General features: G+C 71.9%; 18 protein-coding genes. 9 read left to right on the top strand and 9 right to left on the bottom strand.

The window, feature by feature from the left end; all coding sequences use genetic code 11:
* Positions 1-5: 5 nt before the first annotated feature.
* Entirely contained in the window at positions 6-422 is a 417-nt protein-coding gene (locus ABZ562_RS19865) for a VOC family protein (protein ID WP_361481073.1), read from the top strand.
* A 16-nt stretch (positions 423-438) separates the two neighbouring features.
* Here ABZ562_RS19865 and ABZ562_RS19860 read toward each other — a convergent pair whose 3' ends face one another.
* The 4 genes from ABZ562_RS19860 to ABZ562_RS19845 all read right to left on the bottom strand — a co-directional run bounded on the left by ABZ562_RS19860 (position 439) and on the right by ABZ562_RS19845 (position 3,649).
* Complete coding sequence (locus ABZ562_RS19860; protein WP_361481070.1) at positions 439-867, bottom strand: Fur family transcriptional regulator; 429 nt, start codon at positions 865-867, stop codon at positions 439-441.
* A 91-nt stretch (positions 868-958) separates the two neighbouring features.
* Positions 959-1,834 (bottom strand): metal ABC transporter permease, encoded by an 876-nt coding sequence (locus ABZ562_RS19855; RefSeq protein WP_361481067.1) that lies wholly within the window; start codon positions 1,832-1,834, stop codon positions 959-961.
* Between the two features lies 1 nt (position 1,835).
* Entirely contained in the window at positions 1,836-2,666 is an 831-nt protein-coding gene (locus ABZ562_RS19850) for a metal ABC transporter ATP-binding protein (RefSeq protein WP_361481064.1), read from the bottom strand.
* A gap of 23 nt (positions 2,667-2,689) precedes the next feature.
* Positions 2,690-3,649 (bottom strand): metal ABC transporter substrate-binding protein, encoded by a 960-nt coding sequence (locus ABZ562_RS19845; protein ID WP_361481061.1) that lies wholly within the window; start codon positions 3,647-3,649, stop codon positions 2,690-2,692.
* Between the two features lie 153 nt (positions 3,650-3,802).
* Here ABZ562_RS19845 and ABZ562_RS19840 point away from each other — a divergent pair, with 153 nt between their 5' ends.
* The gene (locus ABZ562_RS19840; protein ID WP_361481058.1) at positions 3,803-5,185 is read left to right on the top strand and encodes a glycine--tRNA ligase; all 1,383 of its coding nucleotides are present in this window, start codon (positions 3,803-3,805) and stop codon (positions 5,183-5,185) included.
* A gap of 135 nt (positions 5,186-5,320) precedes the next feature.
* A complete protein-coding gene (locus ABZ562_RS19835) occupies positions 5,321-5,623 on the top strand; it encodes a hypothetical protein (RefSeq protein ID WP_361481055.1) in 303 nt (100 codons plus the stop codon).
* Here ABZ562_RS19835 and ABZ562_RS19830 read toward each other — a convergent pair.
* Positions 5,562-6,071: a hypothetical protein gene (locus tag ABZ562_RS19830; protein ID WP_361481052.1), complete on the bottom strand. Its 510-nt coding sequence runs from the start codon at positions 6,069-6,071 to the stop codon at positions 5,562-5,564. The two genes, ABZ562_RS19835 and ABZ562_RS19830, sit on opposite strands and share 62 nt — an antisense overlap.
* 172 nt (positions 6,072-6,243) lie before the next feature.
* On the opposite strand from ABZ562_RS19830, the gene ABZ562_RS19825 reads away from it, so the two are divergent.
* Complete coding sequence (locus ABZ562_RS19825) at positions 6,244-7,458, top strand: histidine kinase (protein WP_361481049.1); 1,215 nt, start codon at positions 6,244-6,246, stop codon at positions 7,456-7,458.
* On the top strand, positions 7,446-8,090 hold the full coding sequence (locus ABZ562_RS19820) for a response regulator transcription factor (protein ID WP_361481046.1): 645 nt from the start codon (positions 7,446-7,448) through the stop codon (positions 8,088-8,090). Before ABZ562_RS19825 ends, ABZ562_RS19820 begins: the two co-directional genes overlap by 13 nt.
* Before the next feature lie 173 nt (positions 8,091-8,263).
* Here ABZ562_RS19820 and ABZ562_RS19815 read toward each other — a convergent pair whose 3' ends face one another.
* From ABZ562_RS19815 to ABZ562_RS19805, 3 genes are all read right to left on the bottom strand, one after another.
* Complete coding sequence (locus ABZ562_RS19815) at positions 8,264-8,851, bottom strand: TetR family transcriptional regulator (RefSeq protein WP_361481043.1); 588 nt, start codon at positions 8,849-8,851, stop codon at positions 8,264-8,266.
* 17 nt (positions 8,852-8,868) lie between these two features.
* Positions 8,869-9,891, bottom strand: a complete 1,023-nt coding sequence (locus tag ABZ562_RS19810; RefSeq protein WP_361481040.1) for an aldo/keto reductase — start codon at positions 9,889-9,891, stop codon at positions 8,869-8,871.
* Between the two features lie 204 nt (positions 9,892-10,095).
* A complete protein-coding gene (locus tag ABZ562_RS19805; RefSeq protein WP_361481038.1) occupies positions 10,096-11,592 on the bottom strand; it encodes an MFS transporter in 1,497 nt (498 codons plus the stop codon).
* A 102-nt stretch (positions 11,593-11,694) separates the two neighbouring features.
* Between ABZ562_RS19805 and ABZ562_RS19800 the strand changes: the two genes are divergently transcribed.
* Positions 11,695-12,573 carry a helix-turn-helix transcriptional regulator gene (locus tag ABZ562_RS19800; RefSeq protein ID WP_361481036.1) on the top strand — a complete coding sequence of 293 codons (879 nt, stop codon included), beginning with the start codon at positions 11,695-11,697 and terminating at the stop codon, positions 12,571-12,573.
* Here ABZ562_RS19800 and ABZ562_RS19795 read toward each other — a convergent pair.
* Positions 12,540-14,039: an MFS transporter gene (locus ABZ562_RS19795; RefSeq protein ID WP_361481034.1), complete on the bottom strand. Its 1,500-nt coding sequence runs from the start codon at positions 14,037-14,039 to the stop codon at positions 12,540-12,542. The two genes, ABZ562_RS19800 and ABZ562_RS19795, sit on opposite strands and share 34 nt — an antisense overlap.
* Before the next feature lie 167 nt (positions 14,040-14,206).
* Between ABZ562_RS19795 and dusB the strand changes: the two genes are divergently transcribed.
* The 3 genes from dusB (at position 14,207) to ABZ562_RS19780 (ending at position 18,939) form a co-directional block, all read left to right on the top strand.
* A complete protein-coding gene (dusB, locus tag ABZ562_RS19790) occupies positions 14,207-15,358 on the top strand; it encodes a tRNA dihydrouridine synthase DusB (protein WP_361481032.1) in 1,152 nt (383 codons plus the stop codon).
* A 90-nt stretch (positions 15,359-15,448) separates the two neighbouring features.
* Complete coding sequence (locus ABZ562_RS19785) at positions 15,449-16,732, top strand: hypothetical protein (RefSeq protein WP_361481029.1); 1,284 nt, start codon at positions 15,449-15,451, stop codon at positions 16,730-16,732.
* The gene (locus tag ABZ562_RS19780; RefSeq protein WP_361481026.1) at positions 16,729-18,939 is read left to right on the top strand and encodes a caspase family protein; all 2,211 of its coding nucleotides are present in this window, start codon (positions 16,729-16,731) and stop codon (positions 18,937-18,939) included. Before ABZ562_RS19785 ends, ABZ562_RS19780 begins: the two co-directional genes overlap by 4 nt.
* The last annotated feature ends 8 nt before the right edge of the window (positions 18,940-18,947 follow it).

Here is an 18,947-nt window from a genome sequence, read left to right as displayed (position 1 = left end):
CAGACATGAACAACATCACGCTTTCCACGTGCTTCATAGCCGTCGACGACCATGACGAGGCACTCGCCTTCTACCGCGACATCCTGGGCCTGGAGGTCCGCAACGACGTCGGGTTCGAAGGGATGCGCTGGGTGACCGTCGGGTCGCCGTCACAGCCGGACGTCAACATCGTCCTCGAACCCCCCGCCGCGAACCCCAACGCCTCGCCCGCCGACAAGCAGGCCATGGCGGAACTCCTCGCCAAGGGCATGCTGCGTGGCGTCCTCTTCGCGACGGACGACGTGGACGCCACGTTCGAGCACATCCGGGCGGCGGGCGGCGAGGTGCTGCAGGAACCGATCGATCAGCCGTACGGCGTGCGCGACTGCGCCTTCCGCGATCCGGCCGGGAACCTGCTGCGCTTCAACCAGCCGAAGCGCTAGCCGCCGGGCCCGGTCGTCAGGCCTGGCCCCCGGCCGAGGGGGCCGCGCAGTCGCCGCAGGTGCCGAAGATCTCGATGGTGTGGGCCACGTCCACGAAACCGTGCTCTGCGGCGATCGCGTCGGCCCACTTCTCGACCGCCGGGCCCTCGACCTCGACCGCCTTGCCGCAGGAGCGGCAGACCAGGTGGTGGTGGTGCTCCTCGCTGTTGCAGCGGCGGTAGACGGCCTCGCCCTCGGTGGTGCGCAGGACATCGACCTCGCCGGCGTCGGCGAGGGACTGGAGGGTGCGGTAGACGGTGGTCAGGCCGACCGAGTCGCCCCGGTGCTTGAGCATGTCGTGAAGCTCCTGCGCACTGCGGAACTCGTCCACCTCGTCCAGCGCCGCCGCCACCGCGGCGCGCTGCCTGGTGGACCGGCCGCGTACTGGGGGACCCGCGGTCGCCACAGTTGCCTCCTCAACCTCGCCTGCCCGTAAGCGTCTGTCGTCTGCCTGGCCATTGTGCCAGCTAACGGATCGGCTACGGACTAGCTGTGCACTAGACGAGTACGTCGTCCTTGAGGGTGCACCGCCCCTCGGACGCCGCGGCGGGCCGATGGGCGCGCCGTTTGGCCAGGGGCGCGGCGAGCGCGGTGATCACGGCGAAGACGCCGATGGCGAGGACGACGATGCTCGCGCCGGGCGGCACGTTCTTGTAGAAGGAGAAGACCGTCCCGGACAGGGTGACCACGACGCCGATGCCGACCGCCAGCGCCAGCGTCATCGCGAAGCCGCGGGTGGCCTGCTGGGCGGCGGCGACCGGGACCACCATGAGGGCGCTGACCAGCAGCAGGCCGACGACGCGCATGGCGACGGTGACGGTGACGGCCGCGGTGATCGCCAGCAGCAGGTTGAGCGTACGGACCGGCAGCCCGGTCACCCGGGCGAATTCCTCGTCCTGGCAGACCGCGAACAGCTGCCGCCGCAGCCCGAGGGTGATCAGTACGACGAAGGCGGCCAGCAGGCTGATCACGACGACGTCCTGCTGCGACACGGTGGTGATCGAGCCGAAGAGGTACGTGGTCAGGTTGGCGTTGGAGCCGGTCGGCGAGAGGTTGATCAGCAGGACGCCGCCGGCCATGCCGCCGTAGAAGAGCATCGCGAGCGCGAGGTCGCCGCGGGTCTTGCCGTACCAGCGGATCAGCTCCATCAGGACGGCGCCGAGCGCGGAGACGAGGATGGCGGTCCAGACCGGGTTGGTGCCGGTCAGGAAGCCGAGCGCGACCCCGGTGAGCGCGACGTGGCCGATGCCGTCGCCCATGATCGCCTGGCGGCGCTGGACGAGGTAGATGCCGACGGCGGGGGCGGTGATGCCGACGAGGACGGCGGCGAGCAGGGCCCGCTGCATGAAGGCGTAGTCGAGGACTTCCAGCATCTCAGGTCAGCAACCCTGTCCGGATCGGTTCGGCGTCGGGCGCCGCGTGGGGATGGACGTGATCATGGCCGGGCAGCGCATGCTGTCCGACGGCCTTGGGCGGCGGGCCGTCGTGGACGACACAGCCGTCGCGGAGCACCACCGCGCGGTCGATCAGCGGCTCCAGTGGGCCCAGCTCATGGAGGACGAGGAGGACGGTGGTCCCCGCGGCGACCTGCTCGCGCAGGGTCCCGGCGAGGATCTCCTGGCTGGCCAGGTCGACCCCGGCCATCGGCTCGTCCATGATCAGCAGCTCGGGTTCACCGGCCAGCGCGCGGGCGATCAGCACCCGCTGGTGCTGGCCGCCGGAGAGCGCGCCGACCGGGTCACGGGTGCGGTCGGCCATGCCGACCAGCTCCAGCGCGCGGTGCACGGCCGCCCGGTCGGCCTTGCGCGGCGGCCCGAACCGGCGGCGGGCCAGCCGCCCGGCCGAGACGACCTCGCGGACGGTCGCGGGGACGCCGCTCGCCGCGGTGGTGCGCTGCGGTACGTAGCCCACACGGGCCCAGTCGCGGAAGCGGCGGCCGGGGGTGCCGAACAGCGCCAGCTCGCCGCCGGTCAGCGGCACCTGGCCGACGACGGCGCGTACGGCGGTCGACTTGCCGGAGCCGTTCGCGCCGAGCAGTGCGACGACCTCGCCGCGCCCCACCGTCAGGTCGACGCCGCGCAGGATCGGGCGGCCGCCGAGCGAGGCGGTGGCGCCGCGCAGGGCTATGACCGGATCGGCGTCGGCGGCTGCCGAGGGGGCGGCGGTCGCGGCAGGCCGTGCGCTGCCGTCGGGTTCCTTGGCCATGGATTCCTCCGTCGTGTCGCGCGTCATCCCGCGCCGAGCGCCTTGCGCAGAGCCGTCAGGTTCGACCGCATGACCTCGAAGTAGTCGCGGCCCTTGGACGCCTCGCCGATCCCCTCGATGGGGTCGAGGACGTCCGTCTTGAGATGGAGATCGCCCGCCAGGGTCTTCGCCGTCTTGTCGCTCACGAGCGTTTCGAAGAAGACGGTGCCGACCTTGTCCTTCTTGGCGATCGTGTGCAGCCCCCGCATCCGTGCCGGGCTCGGCTCGGATTCCGGGTCGAGCCCGGAGATGGCCTCCTGGCGCAGCCCGTAGCGTTCGGAGAGATAGCCGAACGCGGCGTGGGTGGTGATGAAGGTGTCCGTGCCGCGGCCCTTCAACCCGGTCCTGAAGTCGTCGTTCAGAGCGCCGAGCTGCTTCACCAGGGCGGCGGTGTTCTTCTTGTAGGCGGCGGCGTGGTCCGGGTCCGCCTTCCGCAGGGCCTTGCCGACGCCCTCGGCGACCTGGGCGTAGCGCACCGGGTCGAGCCAGATGTGCGGATCGGCGGCGGCGTCACCCTCGTGGGCCTCGTGCCCGTGCTCGTGGCCCTCCTCGCCCTCCACCTCCGTCCCGTGGTCCTCCAGGGTGGTGTACGAGGCGGCGTCGGCGACGTGCCGCGGCTCGGCCTGGCCGATGGCGCGGTCGACGGACGGCTGGAGCCCCTTGAGGTAGACCACCAGCCCGGCCTTGCTGAGCTGGGCCGTCTGCCGGGGGCTGATCTCCAGGTCGTGCGGTTCGACACCCGGCTTGGTCAGGGTGGAGACATGGACGTGGTCCCCCCCGATGCGCTGGGCGAGGAACTGCATGGGATAGAACGACGCCACCACGTCGAGCTTGCCGTCCGTCCTTCCGTCTCCGGTGTGGTTGGAGCAGGCTGTGAGGGTGGTCAAGCCCATCGCGGCGGCCCCGGCAAGGGCTGCCGCGGGGGAGAGGCGGCGTATGTTCATGACTCTCATTTTCAACAAAGATGGAAACGGTTGTCAACAAGGGTCTTGTTCTCGATCACTTCCGGTATCGATTTGATCCGGGGGGTGCCGCCGCCGGTAACCTGAAGCATTCGCTTCGCGTCCTCCAATGTCGTCATCAATGAAGAGAGCACCGTGGCCGCCGACAAGATCGACACCATCGTCAGCCTGAGCAAGCGCCGTGGCTTCGTCTATCCGTGCAGCGAGATCTACGGCGGCCAGCGCGCCGCCTGGGACTACGGACCGCTCGGCGTGGAGCTGAAGGAGAACATCAAGCGCCAGTGGTGGCGTTCCATGGTCACCTCGCGCGACGACGTCGTGGGTCTCGACTCGTCCGTGATCCTCGCCCGTGAGGTCTGGGAGGCGTCCGGCCACGTCGCCACCTTCACGGACCCGCTGACCGAGTGCACCTCCTGCCACAAGCGGTTCCGCGCGGACCACCTGGAGGAGGCCTACGAGGCCAAGCACGGCAAGCTGCCCGAGAACGGCATGGCCGACCTCAACTGCCCGCACTGCGGCAACAAGGGCAGCTTCACCGAGCCCAAGCAGTTCTCCGGGCTGCTGTCCACGCACCTCGGCCCGACCCAGGACTCCGGCTCGGTCGCGTACCTGCGGCCCGAGACCGCCCAGGGCATCTTCACCAACTTCCTCGCCGTGCAGCAGACCTCGCGCCGCAAGCCGCCGTTCGGCATCGCGCAGCTCGGCAAGTCCTTCCGGAACGAGATCACGCCGGGCAACTTCATCTTCCGCACCCGTGAGTTCGAGCAGATGGAGATGGAGTTCTTCGTCAAGCCGGGCGAGGACGAGACCTGGCACGAGTACTGGATGGAGCAGCGCTTCAACTGGTACCGCGACCTCGGCATCCAGGAGGCCAACCTCCGCTGGTACGAGCACCCGAAGGAGAAGCTGTCCCACTACTCCAAGCGCACCGCCGACATCGAGTACCGCTTCAGCTTCGGCGGCTCGGAGTGGGGTGAGCTGGAGGGCGTGGCCAACCGCACGGACTACGACCTCAAGGCGCACTCCGCGGCGTCCGGCCAGGACCTGTCGTACTTCGACCAGGAGGCCGGCGAGCGCTGGACCCCGTACGTCATCGAGCCGGCGGCGGGCGTCGGCCGCGCCATGCTGGCCTTCATGCTCGACGCGTACATCGAGGACGAGGCGCCCAACGCCAAGGGCAAGCTGGAGAAGCGCACCGTGATGCGGCTCGACCCGCGGCTCGCCCCGGTCAAGGTCGCGGTGCTGCCGCTGTCCCGCAACCCGCAGCTCTCCCCGAAGGCCAAGGGGCTCGCGGCGGACCTGCGCAAGCACTGGAACATCGAGTTCGACGACGCGGGCGCCATCGGCCGCCGCTACCGCCGTCAGGACGAGATCGGCACGCCCTTCTGCGTCACCGTCGACTTCGACACGCTCGACGACAACGCGGTGACCGTGCGCGAGCGCGACACGATGAAGCAGGAGCGGGTCTCCCTCGACCAGATCCAGTCGTACCTGGGCGGCCGGCTGATCGGCTGCTGACCAGCGCGTTACGGCAGGGCGCACAGCACGAGGACGGGCTCCGGCACCGCGGTGGGAATGCCGCGGCGCCGGAGCCCGTCGGCTTGGCAGGTTCGCTTTCGGCAGGGGTTCGGCAGGAACGGGGGTTCACCAACCATGCGAGGCGTGACGCATCACATCACGGCCACCCGCGAGGACGGCACCGTCTTCGAGGTGAGTTACGGCTACGGCCCGGGGCAGCGGCGGCTCCTCGGCTGCCGGCACTGCGACTGGACGGAACGGATCACCTACGGCGGGGCCCGCCACAAGGGCCTCGACCACCTCGCCCAGGCCCATGGCGCCCTCGGCTCCCCGCGCATGACGGCCGACGCGGCGGCGCGGCGCCAGGCGCTGCTGATCATGTTCGTGTGCTTCGCGGTGGCCGCGGTGATGCTGTGGTGGGCGGCGTCCCAGGGCTGACCTGCCGGGTGTCCTTCGGCGTGCCGCCCAGCGCGAGCGCCGCGCACACCGCGGCCAGCGGCAGCTCCGCGCCCAGCGCCATCGCGACGGCACCGGCCAGCTCCCCGCCCGAGGCGGCCGTCACCGTGTCGAACCACGCGTCCACCAGCAGCAGCGCGCCGGTGGCCGCTGCGGTGAGCCGGTGGCGGTCGTCCCCGCGCAGCCGCAGGACGGCGGTGGAGAGCAGCCCGAGCGCTTCCAGCGCGTCCAGGCCCACCCAGGCCGCGTTCCAGTGCGCGACCCGGGCGGTGGAGGGAAGCGTCCGCGCCAGTACGTACAGCCAGGGCACCAGCGCCACCCCCGAGACGAGCAGCACCGGCTCGGGGCGTACCCGGGTGAGCCACGTCGGACGGGGCCGGGGGCGGGATGTGCTCCGGCCGGGCCGGGCGGGGGCGTACAGGGCGGTCATCGGGCGGGTCTCCTTCCGGACGGCCCGGCGATCGGGCCTGCCCACCAGCCTGGTCGGCGCCACCTCCCGTGTCGTTCATGGCAGTTGCCGATGTGGGGTGGCACTAGTTGCACCCCCTTTCCGGGTCCGTGCTCCAGCGCGCGGCCGCACCGAGCCGCTCTAGAGTCGCCGCATGAGACTCCCCACCGCGCTGCGGCCCGCGTTCGAACGGACGCTTCACCGGCTGCGGCGCGACCTCGGTTTCGGTGCCGTCGGCGCGGCGGTGCAGTTCGTGGCCTGGGCGATACCCATGAGCATGCCGTGGCTGATCTACCAGGACACCTCGACGCTGGGCGAAATCATGCTCGCCCTGACCCTCCCCCTCGCGATCCCGGCCGTGGCCACGCCTGTGCTGACGCGCGTCCAGCGGTGGCGCTTCGAGGAGCTGCTCGGCATCGAGATCACCGGGCCCGCATGGGCTCCGCGGCAGCTGTGGTACCACCTGCTGGCCGGACCGGCGGTCGCGTGGGGCGGAGTGCTGGCCGTCGTCATGGCCCTCGTCGGCTTCGTGGCCGCCACCGTGTACATCTGGGTGTGGGGCGTCCCGCTGTCCTGGCGGCTCGAACACGTCGGGTACTCGACCCAGGCCGCGTACGTCACGGCCGGTGGCCTGATCCTGCTGGCCCTCTCCTACGCGCTCGTCGGCGCCCTCGTACGGCTCGACGCGCGCGCCGCGACCGCGCTGCTGGGGACCGTGCCGGCCAGGGAACTGAAGCGCCGGGTCGAGGACCTGACCGAGAGCAGGGCGGGCGCGGTCGACGCCGCCGATGCCGAGCGCCGCCGCATCGAACGCGATCTGCACGACGGCGCCCAGCAGCGGCTGGTCTCCATGGCGGTGAACCTGGGCCTGGCCAAGGCCACGCTGACCGATCTGCCGGACGAGGCACGGCAGGTGATCGCGGAGGCGCACCGGGAGGCCAAGGAGGCCATCGAGGAGCTGAGCAGCCTGGTGCGCGGGCTGCACCCGGCCGTGCTCGACGAACTCGGGCTGGACGCCGCCCTCTCCGGCATCGCGGCGCGGGCCCCGCTGCCGGTGCGGCTGCACGTCCACGTGCCGGAGCGAGCCGCCCCGACCGTCGAGGCCGTCGCGTACTTCGTCGTCTCCGAGGCCCTCGCCAACGTCGCCAAGCACGCGCGGGCGCAGCGGGCCGATGTCACGGTCGTGCGCACCGGGGACACGCTCCGGATCGTCGTCACCGACGACGGGGAGGGCGGGGCCGACGCCGTCCGGGGCACCGGCCTCACCGGGCTCGCCAAAAGGGCGGGCTCGGTTGACGGCACGTTCGGCATCAGCAGCCCCCCTGGGGGCCCGACCGTCATCACCGTGGAGCTGCCGTGCGTGCTGTGATCGCCGAGGATTCGGTTCTGCTGCGGATCGGCCTCGTCAAGGTGTTGCAGATGGCGGGCTTCGAGGTGACCGCGGAGGCGGCGGACGCGGAGGGCCTGCTGACGGCGGTGGAGGAGCACCGCCCGGACATCGCCGTGGTGGACGTGCGGATGCCGCCGGGCTTCACGGACGAGGGCGTCCGGGCCGCCCTGCTCATCCGGCAGCAGTGGCCGGACACGGCGGTGCTGCTGCTGTCGCAGTACGTGGAGGAGCGCTACGCGGCCGATCTGCTCACCGCGCACACCAGCGGGATCGGCTATCTGCTGAAGCAACGCGTCGCGGACGTGGAGGAGTTCATCGACGCGCTGCGGCGGGTGGCGGGCGGCGGTACCGCGCTGGACCCGCAGGTGGTCTCCCAGCTCCTCGTCCGCCGCCACAGCGACCCGCTGGACCGGCTGACGCGGCGGGAGCGGGAGGTGCTGGAGCTGATGGCGGGCGGCCGGTCGAACGCGGGGATCGCCGCGGCGCTGGTGATCAGCGAGTCCGCGGTGGCGAAGCACATCAACAGCATCTTCGTGAAGCTGGACCTGCCGGTCGCCGACGCGGACCACCGCCGGGTGCTGGCGGTGCTGCGGTTCCTGGGGGTGCGCTGAGCGCCGGGCGTCGCTAGGGGGTGTCGTGTGGATCATGCCGGGCTCCCGACGCCGCTGTGACATCAGCCGCTGCCGCGGCGGGCGGCACCTCGCGGCCCCGCGCTCGTCGCACGCAGCGCCGCTGCGCTCTCCTCACGCGCGTCGCCTGTCACCAACGTGCAGGGACAGCACACCTAGGCCCGCAGGCCGTTCAGCAGCAGGGCGAAGAGGTCGGCGAAGGCCAGCTCCACGTCCGGGGCCGACCACTCCCGCGCGTACACCGGGTCGTGGAAGTGGGCCGTCGCGGCCCACAGGGCCCGGGCCGTGTCGCGGGCGTTGGACCTCCTGAACTCGCCGCTGGCGATGCCGCCTTCGACGATCCTCGTGAGGTGACCGATCATCGTCTCGATGTGCCGGGCGACGGTGCCGCTGTTCTCCGCGGCGAGGGACAGATAGGTGGCGAACAGCTCCGGATCGTCCCCCGCCTTGGCCCGCTTGGCGGCGAAGAGGGTGGACAGCCACTCGCGCAGCCGGTCGGCCGCCGGGCCCTTGGCGCGGGCGATGCGGAACAGCTCGTCGTGTGCCTGGTCGAGCCACCGCTCGGTGACCGCCTCGCGCAGGGCCGCCTTGGTGCGGAAGTGGCGGTAGACGCTGCCGTGGCTGACCCCGAGCGCGCGGGCCACGTCCACGACCGTGGCCTTGGCCGGACCGTAGCGGCGCAGCACGTCCTCGGTGGCTTCGAGGACGCGGTCGGGGGTCAGGGGTGTCTCGGGCGGCGGCATCGGGTCCCGTACCTCTTCTACTTCTTCTTCTCGCTGTCGAGGAAGGCCATTTGTGCCTCCCGGTAGCGGTAGCCCGCTGCGGCACCGGCCGGAACGGCCTCCTCGATCGCGGCCAGGTCGTCGGCGTCGAGCGTAGCGTCCAGCGAGCCGAGGGCCTCCGTCAGCTGTGCGCGTGTGCGAGAGCCGATCAGCGGCACGATGGCCGTGGCGTGCTTGGGGCCCTGGGCGAGCACCCAGGCGATGGCGATCTGCGCGACGCTGACGCCCTTGTCGTCGGCGACCTTGCGCAGGGCCTCGACGAGGCCGAGGTTGTGGTCGATGTTCTCGCCGGCGAAGCGTGGGACGAAGCCGCGGACGTCGTTCTCGGCGAGCTTGCGGTCCCGGCTCCAGTGGCCGCTGATCAGCCCGCGGGAGAGCACGCCGTACGCGGTGATGCCGACGCCCAGCTCCCGGCAGACCGGCAGGATCTCGTCCTCGATGCCGCGGGAGATCAGGGAGTACTCGATCTGCAGATCGCTGATCGGAGCGACGGCGGTGGCACGGCGTATGGTCTCCGCACCCGCCTCCGAGAGCCCGATGTGCCGTACGTACCCGGCCTTGACCAGTTCGGCGATGGCGCCCACGGTCTCCTCGATCGGGACGTCGGGGTCGACGCGGGCGATGCGGTAGACGTCGATGTGGTCGGTGCCGAGGCGCTGGAGCGAGTAGGCGGCGAAGTTCTTGACGGCGGCCGGGCGCCCGTCATAGCCGGCCCAGCCGCCGTCGGGGCCGCGCAGCGCGCCGAACTTCACGCTGAGCAGGGCCCTTTCGCGGTGGGCGGCGGGCGCGGTGCGCAGGGCCTCGTTGATGAGCAGTTCGTTGTGGCCCATGGCGTAGAAGTCGCCGGTGTCCAGCAGGGTGACCCCGGCGTCGAGCGCGGCGTGGATGGTGGCCAGGGATTCGGCTCGGTCCGCGGGGCCGTACAGGGCGGACATGCCCATGCAGCCGAGGCCGATCGCGGAGGCCTGGGGGCCGGTGGTGCCGAGTTGGCGCGTCTGCATGGGGTGCTCCTTGCGGGGGACTCGGGGGCGCGAGGCCGACGTGGTGCGTGGGTGTATGCGTCAACGAGCGTGGCATATGCGATGACAGATTTCAATATCTGTCATCGCATACCTGTTACCGCCTACCCGTCACCGCGGGCATGTCATCGCCTATCTGTCACCGCCCATGTGCCGTCGCCCGTCTGCCGGCCCATCCAGCCCCGCTCACGCCACCACGCGCGGCAGCCGCAGGCTCAGCAGCACCGTCAGCGCCACCGCCGCGAGCTGCGCCACCAGCGTGATCACCAGCGCGTCACCCATCCCCGTCGACGGCGCCAGCGCGAGGAACAGCGTGCCGAGCGTGGCGACGCCCAGCGCCAGCGAGGACTGCTGGGTCGTGACCATCACGCCGCTGCCCACCCCGGCCCGCTCGCTCGGCACCTCGGCCAGCACGATCCGGATCAGCACCGGCAGCTGCAGCCCCTGCCCGAAGCCGGCCAGGGCGACCCCGGGCAGCAGCCCGGCCAGGGACAGGTCCGGCCAGTCGCGCGCCACGGCCAGCATCAGCAGCCCGAGGCCCACCGCCTGGAACAGTCCGCCGGCGGTCACCACGCGGCTGCCGTACCGGCCCACCAGGCGCGGGCCCATGAGCGAGGCCACGAAGAAGGCGGCGGCCATCGGTGCCAGCGCCAGGCCGGCCGCGACCGGCCCGTACCGCAGCCCCTGCTGCAGCGCGACCGCGATGACGAACATGAAGCCGCCGAAGCCGATCGAGAACGGCACCACCATCGGCAGCCCGCGCCGCAGTCCCCGCAGCGCGAACAGGCTCGGCGGCAGCAGCGGAACAAGACCCGCCCGGTCGGCACGGCGCTCGATCACGTAGAACGCCGTCGCCGCGAACGGGAACGCGCCCAGCAGCAGCCAGGTCCACAGCGGCCAGCCCGCCGCCCGCCCCTCGGTCAGCGGCACCATCAGCGTGATCAGCGAGACGGCCAGCAGCACCGTGCCCGGGACGTCCACCGGCGAGGGCCGGTTCGAGCGGGTCTCGGGCACCGTGCGCAGGGCCAGGGCCAGGCCGATGAGCGCGACCGGGACGTTGACCAGGAAGACCGCGCGCCATCCGGTGCCCGCGATGTCCGCGGCCACCAGCACCCCGCCCAGGATCTGCCCCGCCACCATGGAGAGACCGGCCGTCGCGCCGTACATGCTGAGCGCGCGGGCGCGGCGCGGGCCGCTGGTGGAGGCGTGGATGGTGGCGAGCACCTGCGGCAGCATCAGCGCCGCGGCGGCGCCCTGTGCGACGCGCGCCACGACCAGGCTCCACGCGTCCGGGGCGAGCCCGCAGGCCAGCGACGTCAGCCCGAAGGCCGCCATTCCGGCGAGGAAGAGCCGGCGCCGCCCGAAGGAGTCGCCCAGCCGTCCGCCGAGGACCAGCAGTACCGCGTACGCCACGCCGTACCCGGCGACGATCAGCTCCAGGATGGCCGGGCCCGCGTTCAGGTCGCGGTCCATGGTGGGCAGGGCCACGTTGACGATGAAGAAGTCGATGAGAGGGAGGGCCGCTCCGAGCAGCAGGGTGAACAGCCCCGGGCCGCTCAGCGCCCCACCGGCCGGTGTCCCGGCGGTCGGCGTCCCGGCAGCCGGCGTCCTGACCGGCGTCGTCGCGGCGGCGCCCCGGGCGGCCGGGGCGAGGGTTCTGGTGGGGATTTCGGTTTCGGTCACGCTTCAGACGATCGCGCCTCGCTCAGCCGGGTACCAGAGTGTCTTTATCCTGGTACAAGAAGTACCTGGCAACCGGCTGAGTTCATGGGGCACTCTGGAGCCATGACCATCACGGTGCAGGGTGCCACGGTCGGCGGCGGGGCCGACATCCGACGGACCGAGCTGGCGGCCTTTCTGCGCAGCCGCCGGGAGCGGATCACCCCCGAGCAGGTGGGGCTGCCCCGCGGCCGCCGCCGGCGGACCCCCGGGCTGCGCCGCGAGGAGGTCGCCCAGCTCTCCACGGTGGGCGTCACCTGGTACACCTGGCTGGAGCAGGCCCGGGACATCCATGTCTCGGTGCAGGTCCTCGACGCCATCGCCCGCGCGCTGCTCCTGGACCGCAGCGAGCGCGCACATCTGTTCGTCCTCGCCGGAGCGGTCGACCCGAACCCCGGGAGCGAGTGCTCCGGGGTGCCGCAGTCGCTCCAGGTGATGCTGGAGCAGCTGGAGCCGTTCCCGGCGTGCGTGCAGAACGCCCGGTTCGATCTCCTCGCGTACAACCGCTCCTACCGGCTGCTGATGTGCGATCTGGACGCGCTGCCGCCGGAGGACCGCAACTGCATGTGGCTGGCCTTCACCAACGACGACTGGCGGGCGAGCCTGGTCGAGCGGGACGAGACGATCCGGGTGATGGCGGGCAAGTTCCGCGCCGCCATGGCCGAGCACGTCGCCGAGCCCGCCTGGAAGGCGTTGCTGCGGCGGCTGGAGGAGGCCTCACCGGAGTTCCGGGAGATCTGGGCGCGCCATGAGGTGGTGCGGCCCGGCGACCGGATCAAGATCTTCCGGCAGTCGAGCGTGGGCGTGCTGCGGCTGACCTCGACCAGTCTGTGGACCGGACCCAACAAGGGGCCCAAGCTGCTCACCTACACCCCGGCGGACGCGGAGTCCCGTGAGCGCCTGGACCGGCTTCACGCCCTGGCGCTCGAACTGGCCGAGGTCTGACCCGTCGGCCCGCCCTCCTCGAACAGCGCGGCGGCGTGCCGGGTGGTGGCCAGCGCCCACCGGCCGGTGGTCAGGGCGCCCAGCAGCAGGATGACGGCACCGCATCCGGCGATGATCCACCAGGCGGGGCGGGCGGCGTCCACGAACGCGGCGGCCGCCGCCGCCGACGCCTTGTGGCCCGCCGCCGCACCCGACACCCCGGCCGCCGCGCCCGCGGCCAGCACGGCGCCGATCACCGCGACCCCCAGCGACTGGCCCACCTGGCGGCTGGTGGAGGCGACGGCCGACGCGACACCGGCCTGCGAACGGGGCATCCCGGAGACCGCCGTATTGGTGATGGGCGCGTTGACCAGGCCGAAGCCGATGCCGAACAGCAGATAGCCGGTCAGCAGCAGCGCGTTGGTGGACTGGGCGTCGAAGACCGCGAACAGCACCCCGCTGGCTCCTATCGTCACCCCCGCCAGCAGCAGCGGCAGCCGGGGCCCGCCGTGGCCCACCAGCCGCCCGGACAGCGGCGCGCAGACGAAGCACATGAACGCCATCGGCAGCATCCACAGCCCGGCCTGCAGCGCGGAGAGCCCGCGGACGTCCTGCAGGTAGAGCGTGTTCATGAAGAGGAAGCCGCCGAGCGCCGCGAACGCGCTCACCGCGATGACCGTCGCCCCGCTGAAGGGGGCGCTGTGGAAGAAGCGCACATCGATCAGCGGTTCGGCGCGCCGCCGCTCGTAGCGGATCAGCGCGATGAGCCCGGCGACGGCGGTCGCCGCGCAGACGGTGATCAGCGGCGAGCCCCAGCCGAGCCCCGGCGCCTCGATGATGGCGTACGTCAGGGAGCCGAGGACGGCGATGACCAGCAGCTGGCCGATGGGATCGGGCCTGCGGGGCTTCGGGGCGCGCGACTCCGGTACGAAGCGGGCGGTCAGCGCCACCGCCGCGAGCCCCACCGGAAGGTTTATCCAGAAGATCGAGCGCCAGCCGATCGACTCCACCAGCACCCCGCCGACGATCGGCCCGGCCGCCATGCTGATGCCGACGACCCCGCCCCACACCCCGATCGCCCGGGCCCGCTCCCGGGGCTCGGTGAAGGTGTTGGTGATGATCGACATGGCCACGGGGTTGAGCATCGAACCGCCGATGGCCTGCACCATGCGGAAGCCCACCAGCGCCCCCAGGCTGGGCGCGACGCTGCACAGCGCCGAGCCGACGGTGAAGATCACCAGCCCGGTCTGGAACGTGCGCTTGCGCCCCACCCGGTCGGCCGTCGACCCGGCGAGCATCAGCAGCGCGGCGAGGACGAGCGTGTACGCGTCGATCGTCCACTGCATTCCGGAGACCGAGGCGTGCAGATCGCTCCGCATCGAGGGCAGGGCGACGTTCAGCACGGTGTTGTCGAGGCTGACGATCAACAGGCTCATGCAGCAGATCGCCAGCACGAGCATGCGCCGCCGGGGGCTGAGCTCAGGCATGGTTGAACGCTACAACGATGTCGGGGGTACGAAGGTATGAACCGCCCGGCCGATCCCCTGCGCGGGTGCGGGACAATGAGAGGTCCGGTCCGTACGACGATCCGTACGACGGTCCGGCACGGCCACCCATACGAACCCCCTACCCGCACCGCGAGGAAGCTCACCCCATGACCCAGACACAGCTGCAGATCGGCCCGCATACGGTCCAGCCTCCGGTGGTGCTCGCACCGATGGCCGGGATCACCAACGCGCCGTTCCGTACCCTGTGCCGGGAGTTCAGCGGCGGCAAGGGGCTGTTCGTCAGCGAGATGATCACGACCCGGGCGCTGGTCGAGCGGGACGCCAAGACCATGCGGCTGATCCACTTCGACGGCACCGAGAAGCCCCGCTCCATCCAGCTGTACGGGGTCGACCCGGTGACCGTCGGCAAGGCCGTACGGATGATCGTGGACGAGGACCTGGCCGACCACATCGACCTCAACTTCGGCTGCCCGGTGCCCAAGGTGACCCGTAAGGGCGGCGGCTCGGCGCTCCCGTACAAGCGGAACCTGCTGCGCGCGATCCTGCGCGAGGCCGTGACGGGCGCGGGCCCGCTGCCGGTGACGATGAAGATGCGCAAGGGCATCGACGACGACCACATCACCTACCTCGACGCGGGCCGGATCGCCGTCGAGGAGGGCGTGACCGCGATCGCGCTGCACGGCCGCACCGCCGCCCAGCACTACGGCGGCACGGCGGACTGGGACGCCATCGCGCGGCTCAAGGAGACCGTCCCGGAGATCCCGGTGCTGGGCAACGGCGACATCTGGTCCGCCGAGGACGCGGTGCGGATGATGGCCCGGACCGGCTGTGACGGCGTGGTCGTCGGGCGCGGCTGCCTGGGGCGGCCGTGGCTCTTCGGCGACTTGGTGGCGGCGTTCGAACCCGGCGGCGTACCGGGCGGCGCACCCGGTGCCGCCCGGCCCACGCTCAAGGAGGTCGCCGCCGTGATGCGCCGCCACGCCGAGCTGCTCGCCGAGTGGCTGGAGGACGAGGAGCGCGGCGTGATCGACTTCCGTAAGCACGTCGCCTGGTACACCAAGGGCTTCTCGGTCGGCTCCGAGATGCGCAAACGGCTCGCGATCACCTCGTCCCTGGCCGAGCTGGACGACCTGCTGGCCGGGCTGGACCTGGACCAGGAGTGGCCGCCCGGCGCCGACGGCCCCCGCGGCCGCACCTCGGGCCGCAACCGGGTGGTCCTCCCGGACGGCTGGCTGGAGGACCCGTACGACTGCGCGGGCGTCACCGCGGACGCGGAGCTGGACACCTCGGGCGGCTGAGCTGGGTGGTTCGGGGGCCGCGCGGGGTCATCACGGGCTAAAGTGATGGATTCGTGGTCGCGGTGGGATCAGGACGATCTGGGGGGATCGGTGACAAGCGTCGTCTTCGTCCACGGCACGGGGGTCCGGGCCAAGTCGTACGAGAACAGTTTCGCGCGCGTCGCCGCGGGCCTGGGGCGGGTGAGACCCGACATCCGGGTCGTCCGCTGCTTCTGGGGCGAGGAGCACGGGGCGTCGCTGGGGCTCGGCGGGGCGTCGGTCCCGCCGCGGGCGAAGAGCCGCGGCGTCGGTGACGCCCCGCTGGGCGAGGTGCTGGACGAGGACGATCCGCTGGCCGTCTGGGCGCTGCTGGAGGTCGATCCGCTCGCCGAGCTGCGGGAGTTCGCGGAGGCGGCGAAGGCGCGGCGCGGCGGAGGCGCCCGGCCCGGTTTCGCCCCCGGCCGTCAGGACCCCTGGCAGGCCGTCGCCGACAAGGTGCGCGGGCTGAGCCTGGAGGCGGTGACCGGCGGCGAGAGCCCGGCGGCGACCGGCGGCAGGGCGAGCCTGGACGAGCTGGTGTCCGACCTCGCCCCGCACCTCGGCCCGGCCACCGGCCGCGTCGCCCATGAGATCTCCCGCACCCTGGGCGGCACTCCGCCCACCGACGGCATCGAGGCGATCGCGGCCCGCGCCGTCTACGCCCTGGCCGTCCAGCGCGCCGAGGGCCCGCACGGCGACGACGAGCCGCTCGCCGTGGACGGCGCCGACCGGGACACCCTCGTCGGCGTGCTCACCGACCAGCTGGGCGGTACCGGCCGGGGCGGGTTCGCCGCCCGCGCCGCGAAGAGCGTCGCCGTACGGGCGCTCAACTCCTACCTCTCGCCGCTGTCCTCGCTGGCCCACACCTTTCGCGGCGGCATCACCGGCAAATCCGTCCCGGCGAGCGGTGACATCCTCCGCTACCAGGTGCGCGGCGCCGGGGTGCGCGCCGCGATCCGCACGGCGGTGCGCGAGGCCGCCGAGGGCGGCGGTGGGCCGGTGGTGCTGCTCGCCCACAGCCTCGGCGGGATCGCCTGCGTCGATCTGCTCGCCGATCCCACGGAGCGGCCGCCCGAGGTGGAGCTGCTGGTGACCGTCGGCTCGCAGGCGCCGTTCCTCTACGAGCTGGACGCGCTCACCGCGCTGCGCCGCGGCGAACCCCTGCCCGGCACCTTCCCCCGCTGGATCAACGTCTACGACGAGCAGGACCTGCTCGGCTTCGTCGGGGAGAAGGTCTTCCCCGACCGGGTCACCGATTGGCGCGTCACCACCCGTCAGCCCTTCCCGCGCGCGCACACCTCGTACTTCGCCCACCAGCGGCTGTACGAACTGCTGGCCCCGGAGCTGCCGACGTGACAGCGGTGGAGCACGACTGGCGCCGCACCCATGCCGTGATCGTGGCGGTCGAGCGGTACAACGGCAGCGACGAGCTGAACCTCGACGGCCCGGTGCACGACGCCATCGGGATGCGCACGTGGCTGACCGGGCGGGGCGTGCCGCCGGAGAACATCCAGTTACTGGCCTCGCCCATGGAGCGCAACAGGGCGGCCCTGGAGGCGGCGCACCCCGGCTACCGCCCGGCGGAGCGCGGCGATGTGCGCAAGGTCTTCCGGGAGGGGCTGCGCGAGATCGACGGCGACTGGCTGTGGATCTACTGGGCCGGGCACGGGGTGCAGGCACGGGGCGGCCGGTGGAGCCTGCTGTATCCCGAGACGACCGACAACGACCTCCAGGGGCTGGCCGCCGACAGCCTGATCGACCTGGTGCGCACCAACCACCTGCCGTACGACGCGGTGGACCGGGTCACCGTGGTCATCGACGCCTGCCGCCAGGCCCTCCCCACCGGGACCCATGAGCTGGCCGACGACCCGCAGCCGCTCACCACCGAGGCCCAGACCAGACCCGGGCGGCCGGTGTACTGGATGCGGGCCTGCCAGGCCGGGGCCGTCGCCATGGAGCAGGAGGGAGCCGGGCGCTTCACCTCCGTCCTGCTGCGGCAGCTCGAGGCGGCGGGCCACGCCGGGGCGGCGCTGGATCTGGACCGGGTCGGGAGGGGCGTACGGGACGAGTTCGCCCGGTTCCGCGAGGCCGGGAGCAGTTGGCAGTACCCGACGATGCACGTCAGCGACTGGGAACAGCAGGAGCGCACCGTCCGGCTCGGCCCGCCCGCCCCGCCCCTCGACCCGAAGAAGCAGCCGTTCCGGGAGGCCCTGGTCCTGGAGGTGTCGGGGCTGCTCGCCGCCGATCCGGCCGGATCGGCGGCGAGGGTCGCCGCCCGGCTGCGCGAGCAGTTCACCACCGCTCCGCCCGTCATGAAGTCCCTCTCGGCTGATGAACTGGTCGACTGGGCGCTGGACAACCCGCATGGCGCCGTCTCCCTCCTGACCGAGCTGAGCGCACCCGGGCCGGTCGACGCGGAGATCCGTAAGGCGTGCCACGCCCTCCAGGGCAAGTGGCTGACCCGCGCCGAGTACGTGGAGCTGGTCGCGCTGCTGGGGCGGTTGGACGAGCGGGGCCGGTACGACGTCGCCGAGGAGGCCCGGGCGCTGTGCGGCCTGGTCGATCTGGCGTTCCACGATCCGGCCCGGCTCGCCGACGGGCTGGAGGAACTGCTCCTCAAAGAGGACCAGCTTCCCCAACTACTGAGGGTCGTGGAGCGCTTCGCGGCGGTCGATGGCGGGGCGGTCGCCGCCGATCTGCGCGCCTGGTCGCTGCGGTGTGCCGAACGTCTGGATATGAAGGGCCAGCTGAAGGAGCGGCGCGGCGAAGCCGAGGAGTACGCCGAGAGAGCCAGGGCGGCCGGCCTCACCCGGGATGGCAGCTGGGGGAGCATCCAGATCCGGCTGCACCCGTCCAACGGGCCCGGTCAGCGGCGCACCTACGAGGTGTGGGCGCGGCGTGGCGAGGAGGTCAACTCCCTGGCCAAGGTGGATACCCCCGCCTCTCTGGAGGAGATACGGCAGGGCGTGGAAGCCGTGCTGAACGCCCAGCCCTACACCCCGGACACCCTGGTGGAGTTCTTCGTCTCCTCCACCGACCTCGAACTGGCCGTGCACCGCTGGCAGTTGACGCAACCCGTCACGCGGCATCTGGGCACGGACTACCCGGTCGTCATGCGCTGCACCGAATTCCGTGAACCCCAGCGGCACGATCTGTGGAAGCGCCGCTGGAAGCGGGTCGGCGCCGCTGACACCAGGGAACTGCGCTGGCTGCCGGGCCACATGGACTGCGGTGAGGTGTATGCCGCCGTCCAGCAGACCGTGGACACTCCGGGCGCGCTGACGGCCACCCCTCTGCGGTGCCGGCCGGATGTCTTCAACGCTTGCCTGTTCGGCGGTGTGCCCGTCCTCATATGGCACGGCGAGGCGGAACCGTCCCTGGCGGAGGACGAGGTGCGCAAGCTGCTCGGCGAGGAGAGGCCGCTGCGGTCCCTTCCCCAACGGCTGCGCGAACTCCGGTCCGACAGCGACTCCTACAAAAGCCACCACGGCAGGCATATGGCCCTTCTGTGGGACGATCCACACCGCCCGCTCCCCGACCCACTCGACCTGTCGGCACCCTGAGGAGAGAC

This window comes from Streptomyces sp. NPDC019937 (assembly GCF_040631655.1).
Lineage (GTDB): Bacteria > Actinomycetota > Actinomycetes > Streptomycetales > Streptomycetaceae > Streptomyces.
The sequence above is the reverse complement of the archived record's forward strand: the minus strand, read 5'-3'. Positions and strand labels throughout refer to the sequence as shown.

What these genes read in the sequence shown, in the direction of transcription:
- ABZ562_RS19830 (WP_361481052.1), bottom strand. Translation starts at nt 6,071, where the DNA reads ATGACCGCCCTGTACGCCCCCGCCCGGCCCGGCCGGAGCACATCCCGC.
- ABZ562_RS19850 (WP_361481064.1), bottom strand. Translation starts at nt 2,666, where the DNA reads ATGGCCAAGGAACCCGACGGCAGCGCACGGCCTGCCGCGACCGCCGCC.
- ABZ562_RS19825 (WP_361481049.1), top strand. Translation starts at nt 6,244, where the DNA reads ATGAGACTCCCCACCGCGCTGCGGCCCGCGTTCGAACGGACGCTTCAC.
- ABZ562_RS19855 (WP_361481067.1), bottom strand. Translation starts at nt 1,834, where the DNA reads ATGCTGGAAGTCCTCGACTACGCCTTCATGCAGCGGGCCCTGCTCGCC.
- ABZ562_RS19815 (WP_361481043.1), bottom strand. Translation starts at nt 8,851, where the DNA reads ATGCCGCCGCCCGAGACACCCCTGACCCCCGACCGCGTCCTCGAAGCC.
- ABZ562_RS19795 (WP_361481034.1), bottom strand. Translation starts at nt 14,039, where the DNA reads ATGCCTGAGCTCAGCCCCCGGCGGCGCATGCTCGTGCTGGCGATCTGC.
- ABZ562_RS19835 (WP_361481055.1), top strand. Translation starts at nt 5,321, where the DNA reads ATGCGAGGCGTGACGCATCACATCACGGCCACCCGCGAGGACGGCACC.
- ABZ562_RS19865 (WP_361481073.1), top strand. Translation starts at nt 6, where the DNA reads ATGAACAACATCACGCTTTCCACGTGCTTCATAGCCGTCGACGACCAT.
- dusB (WP_361481032.1), top strand. Translation starts at nt 14,207, where the DNA reads ATGACCCAGACACAGCTGCAGATCGGCCCGCATACGGTCCAGCCTCCG.
- ABZ562_RS19810 (WP_361481040.1), bottom strand. Translation starts at nt 9,891, where the DNA reads ATGCAGACGCGCCAACTCGGCACCACCGGCCCCCAGGCCTCCGCGATC.
- ABZ562_RS19800 (WP_361481036.1), top strand. Translation starts at nt 11,695, where the DNA reads ATGACCATCACGGTGCAGGGTGCCACGGTCGGCGGCGGGGCCGACATC.
- ABZ562_RS19845 (WP_361481061.1), bottom strand. Translation starts at nt 3,649, where the DNA reads ATGAACATACGCCGCCTCTCCCCCGCGGCAGCCCTTGCCGGGGCCGCC.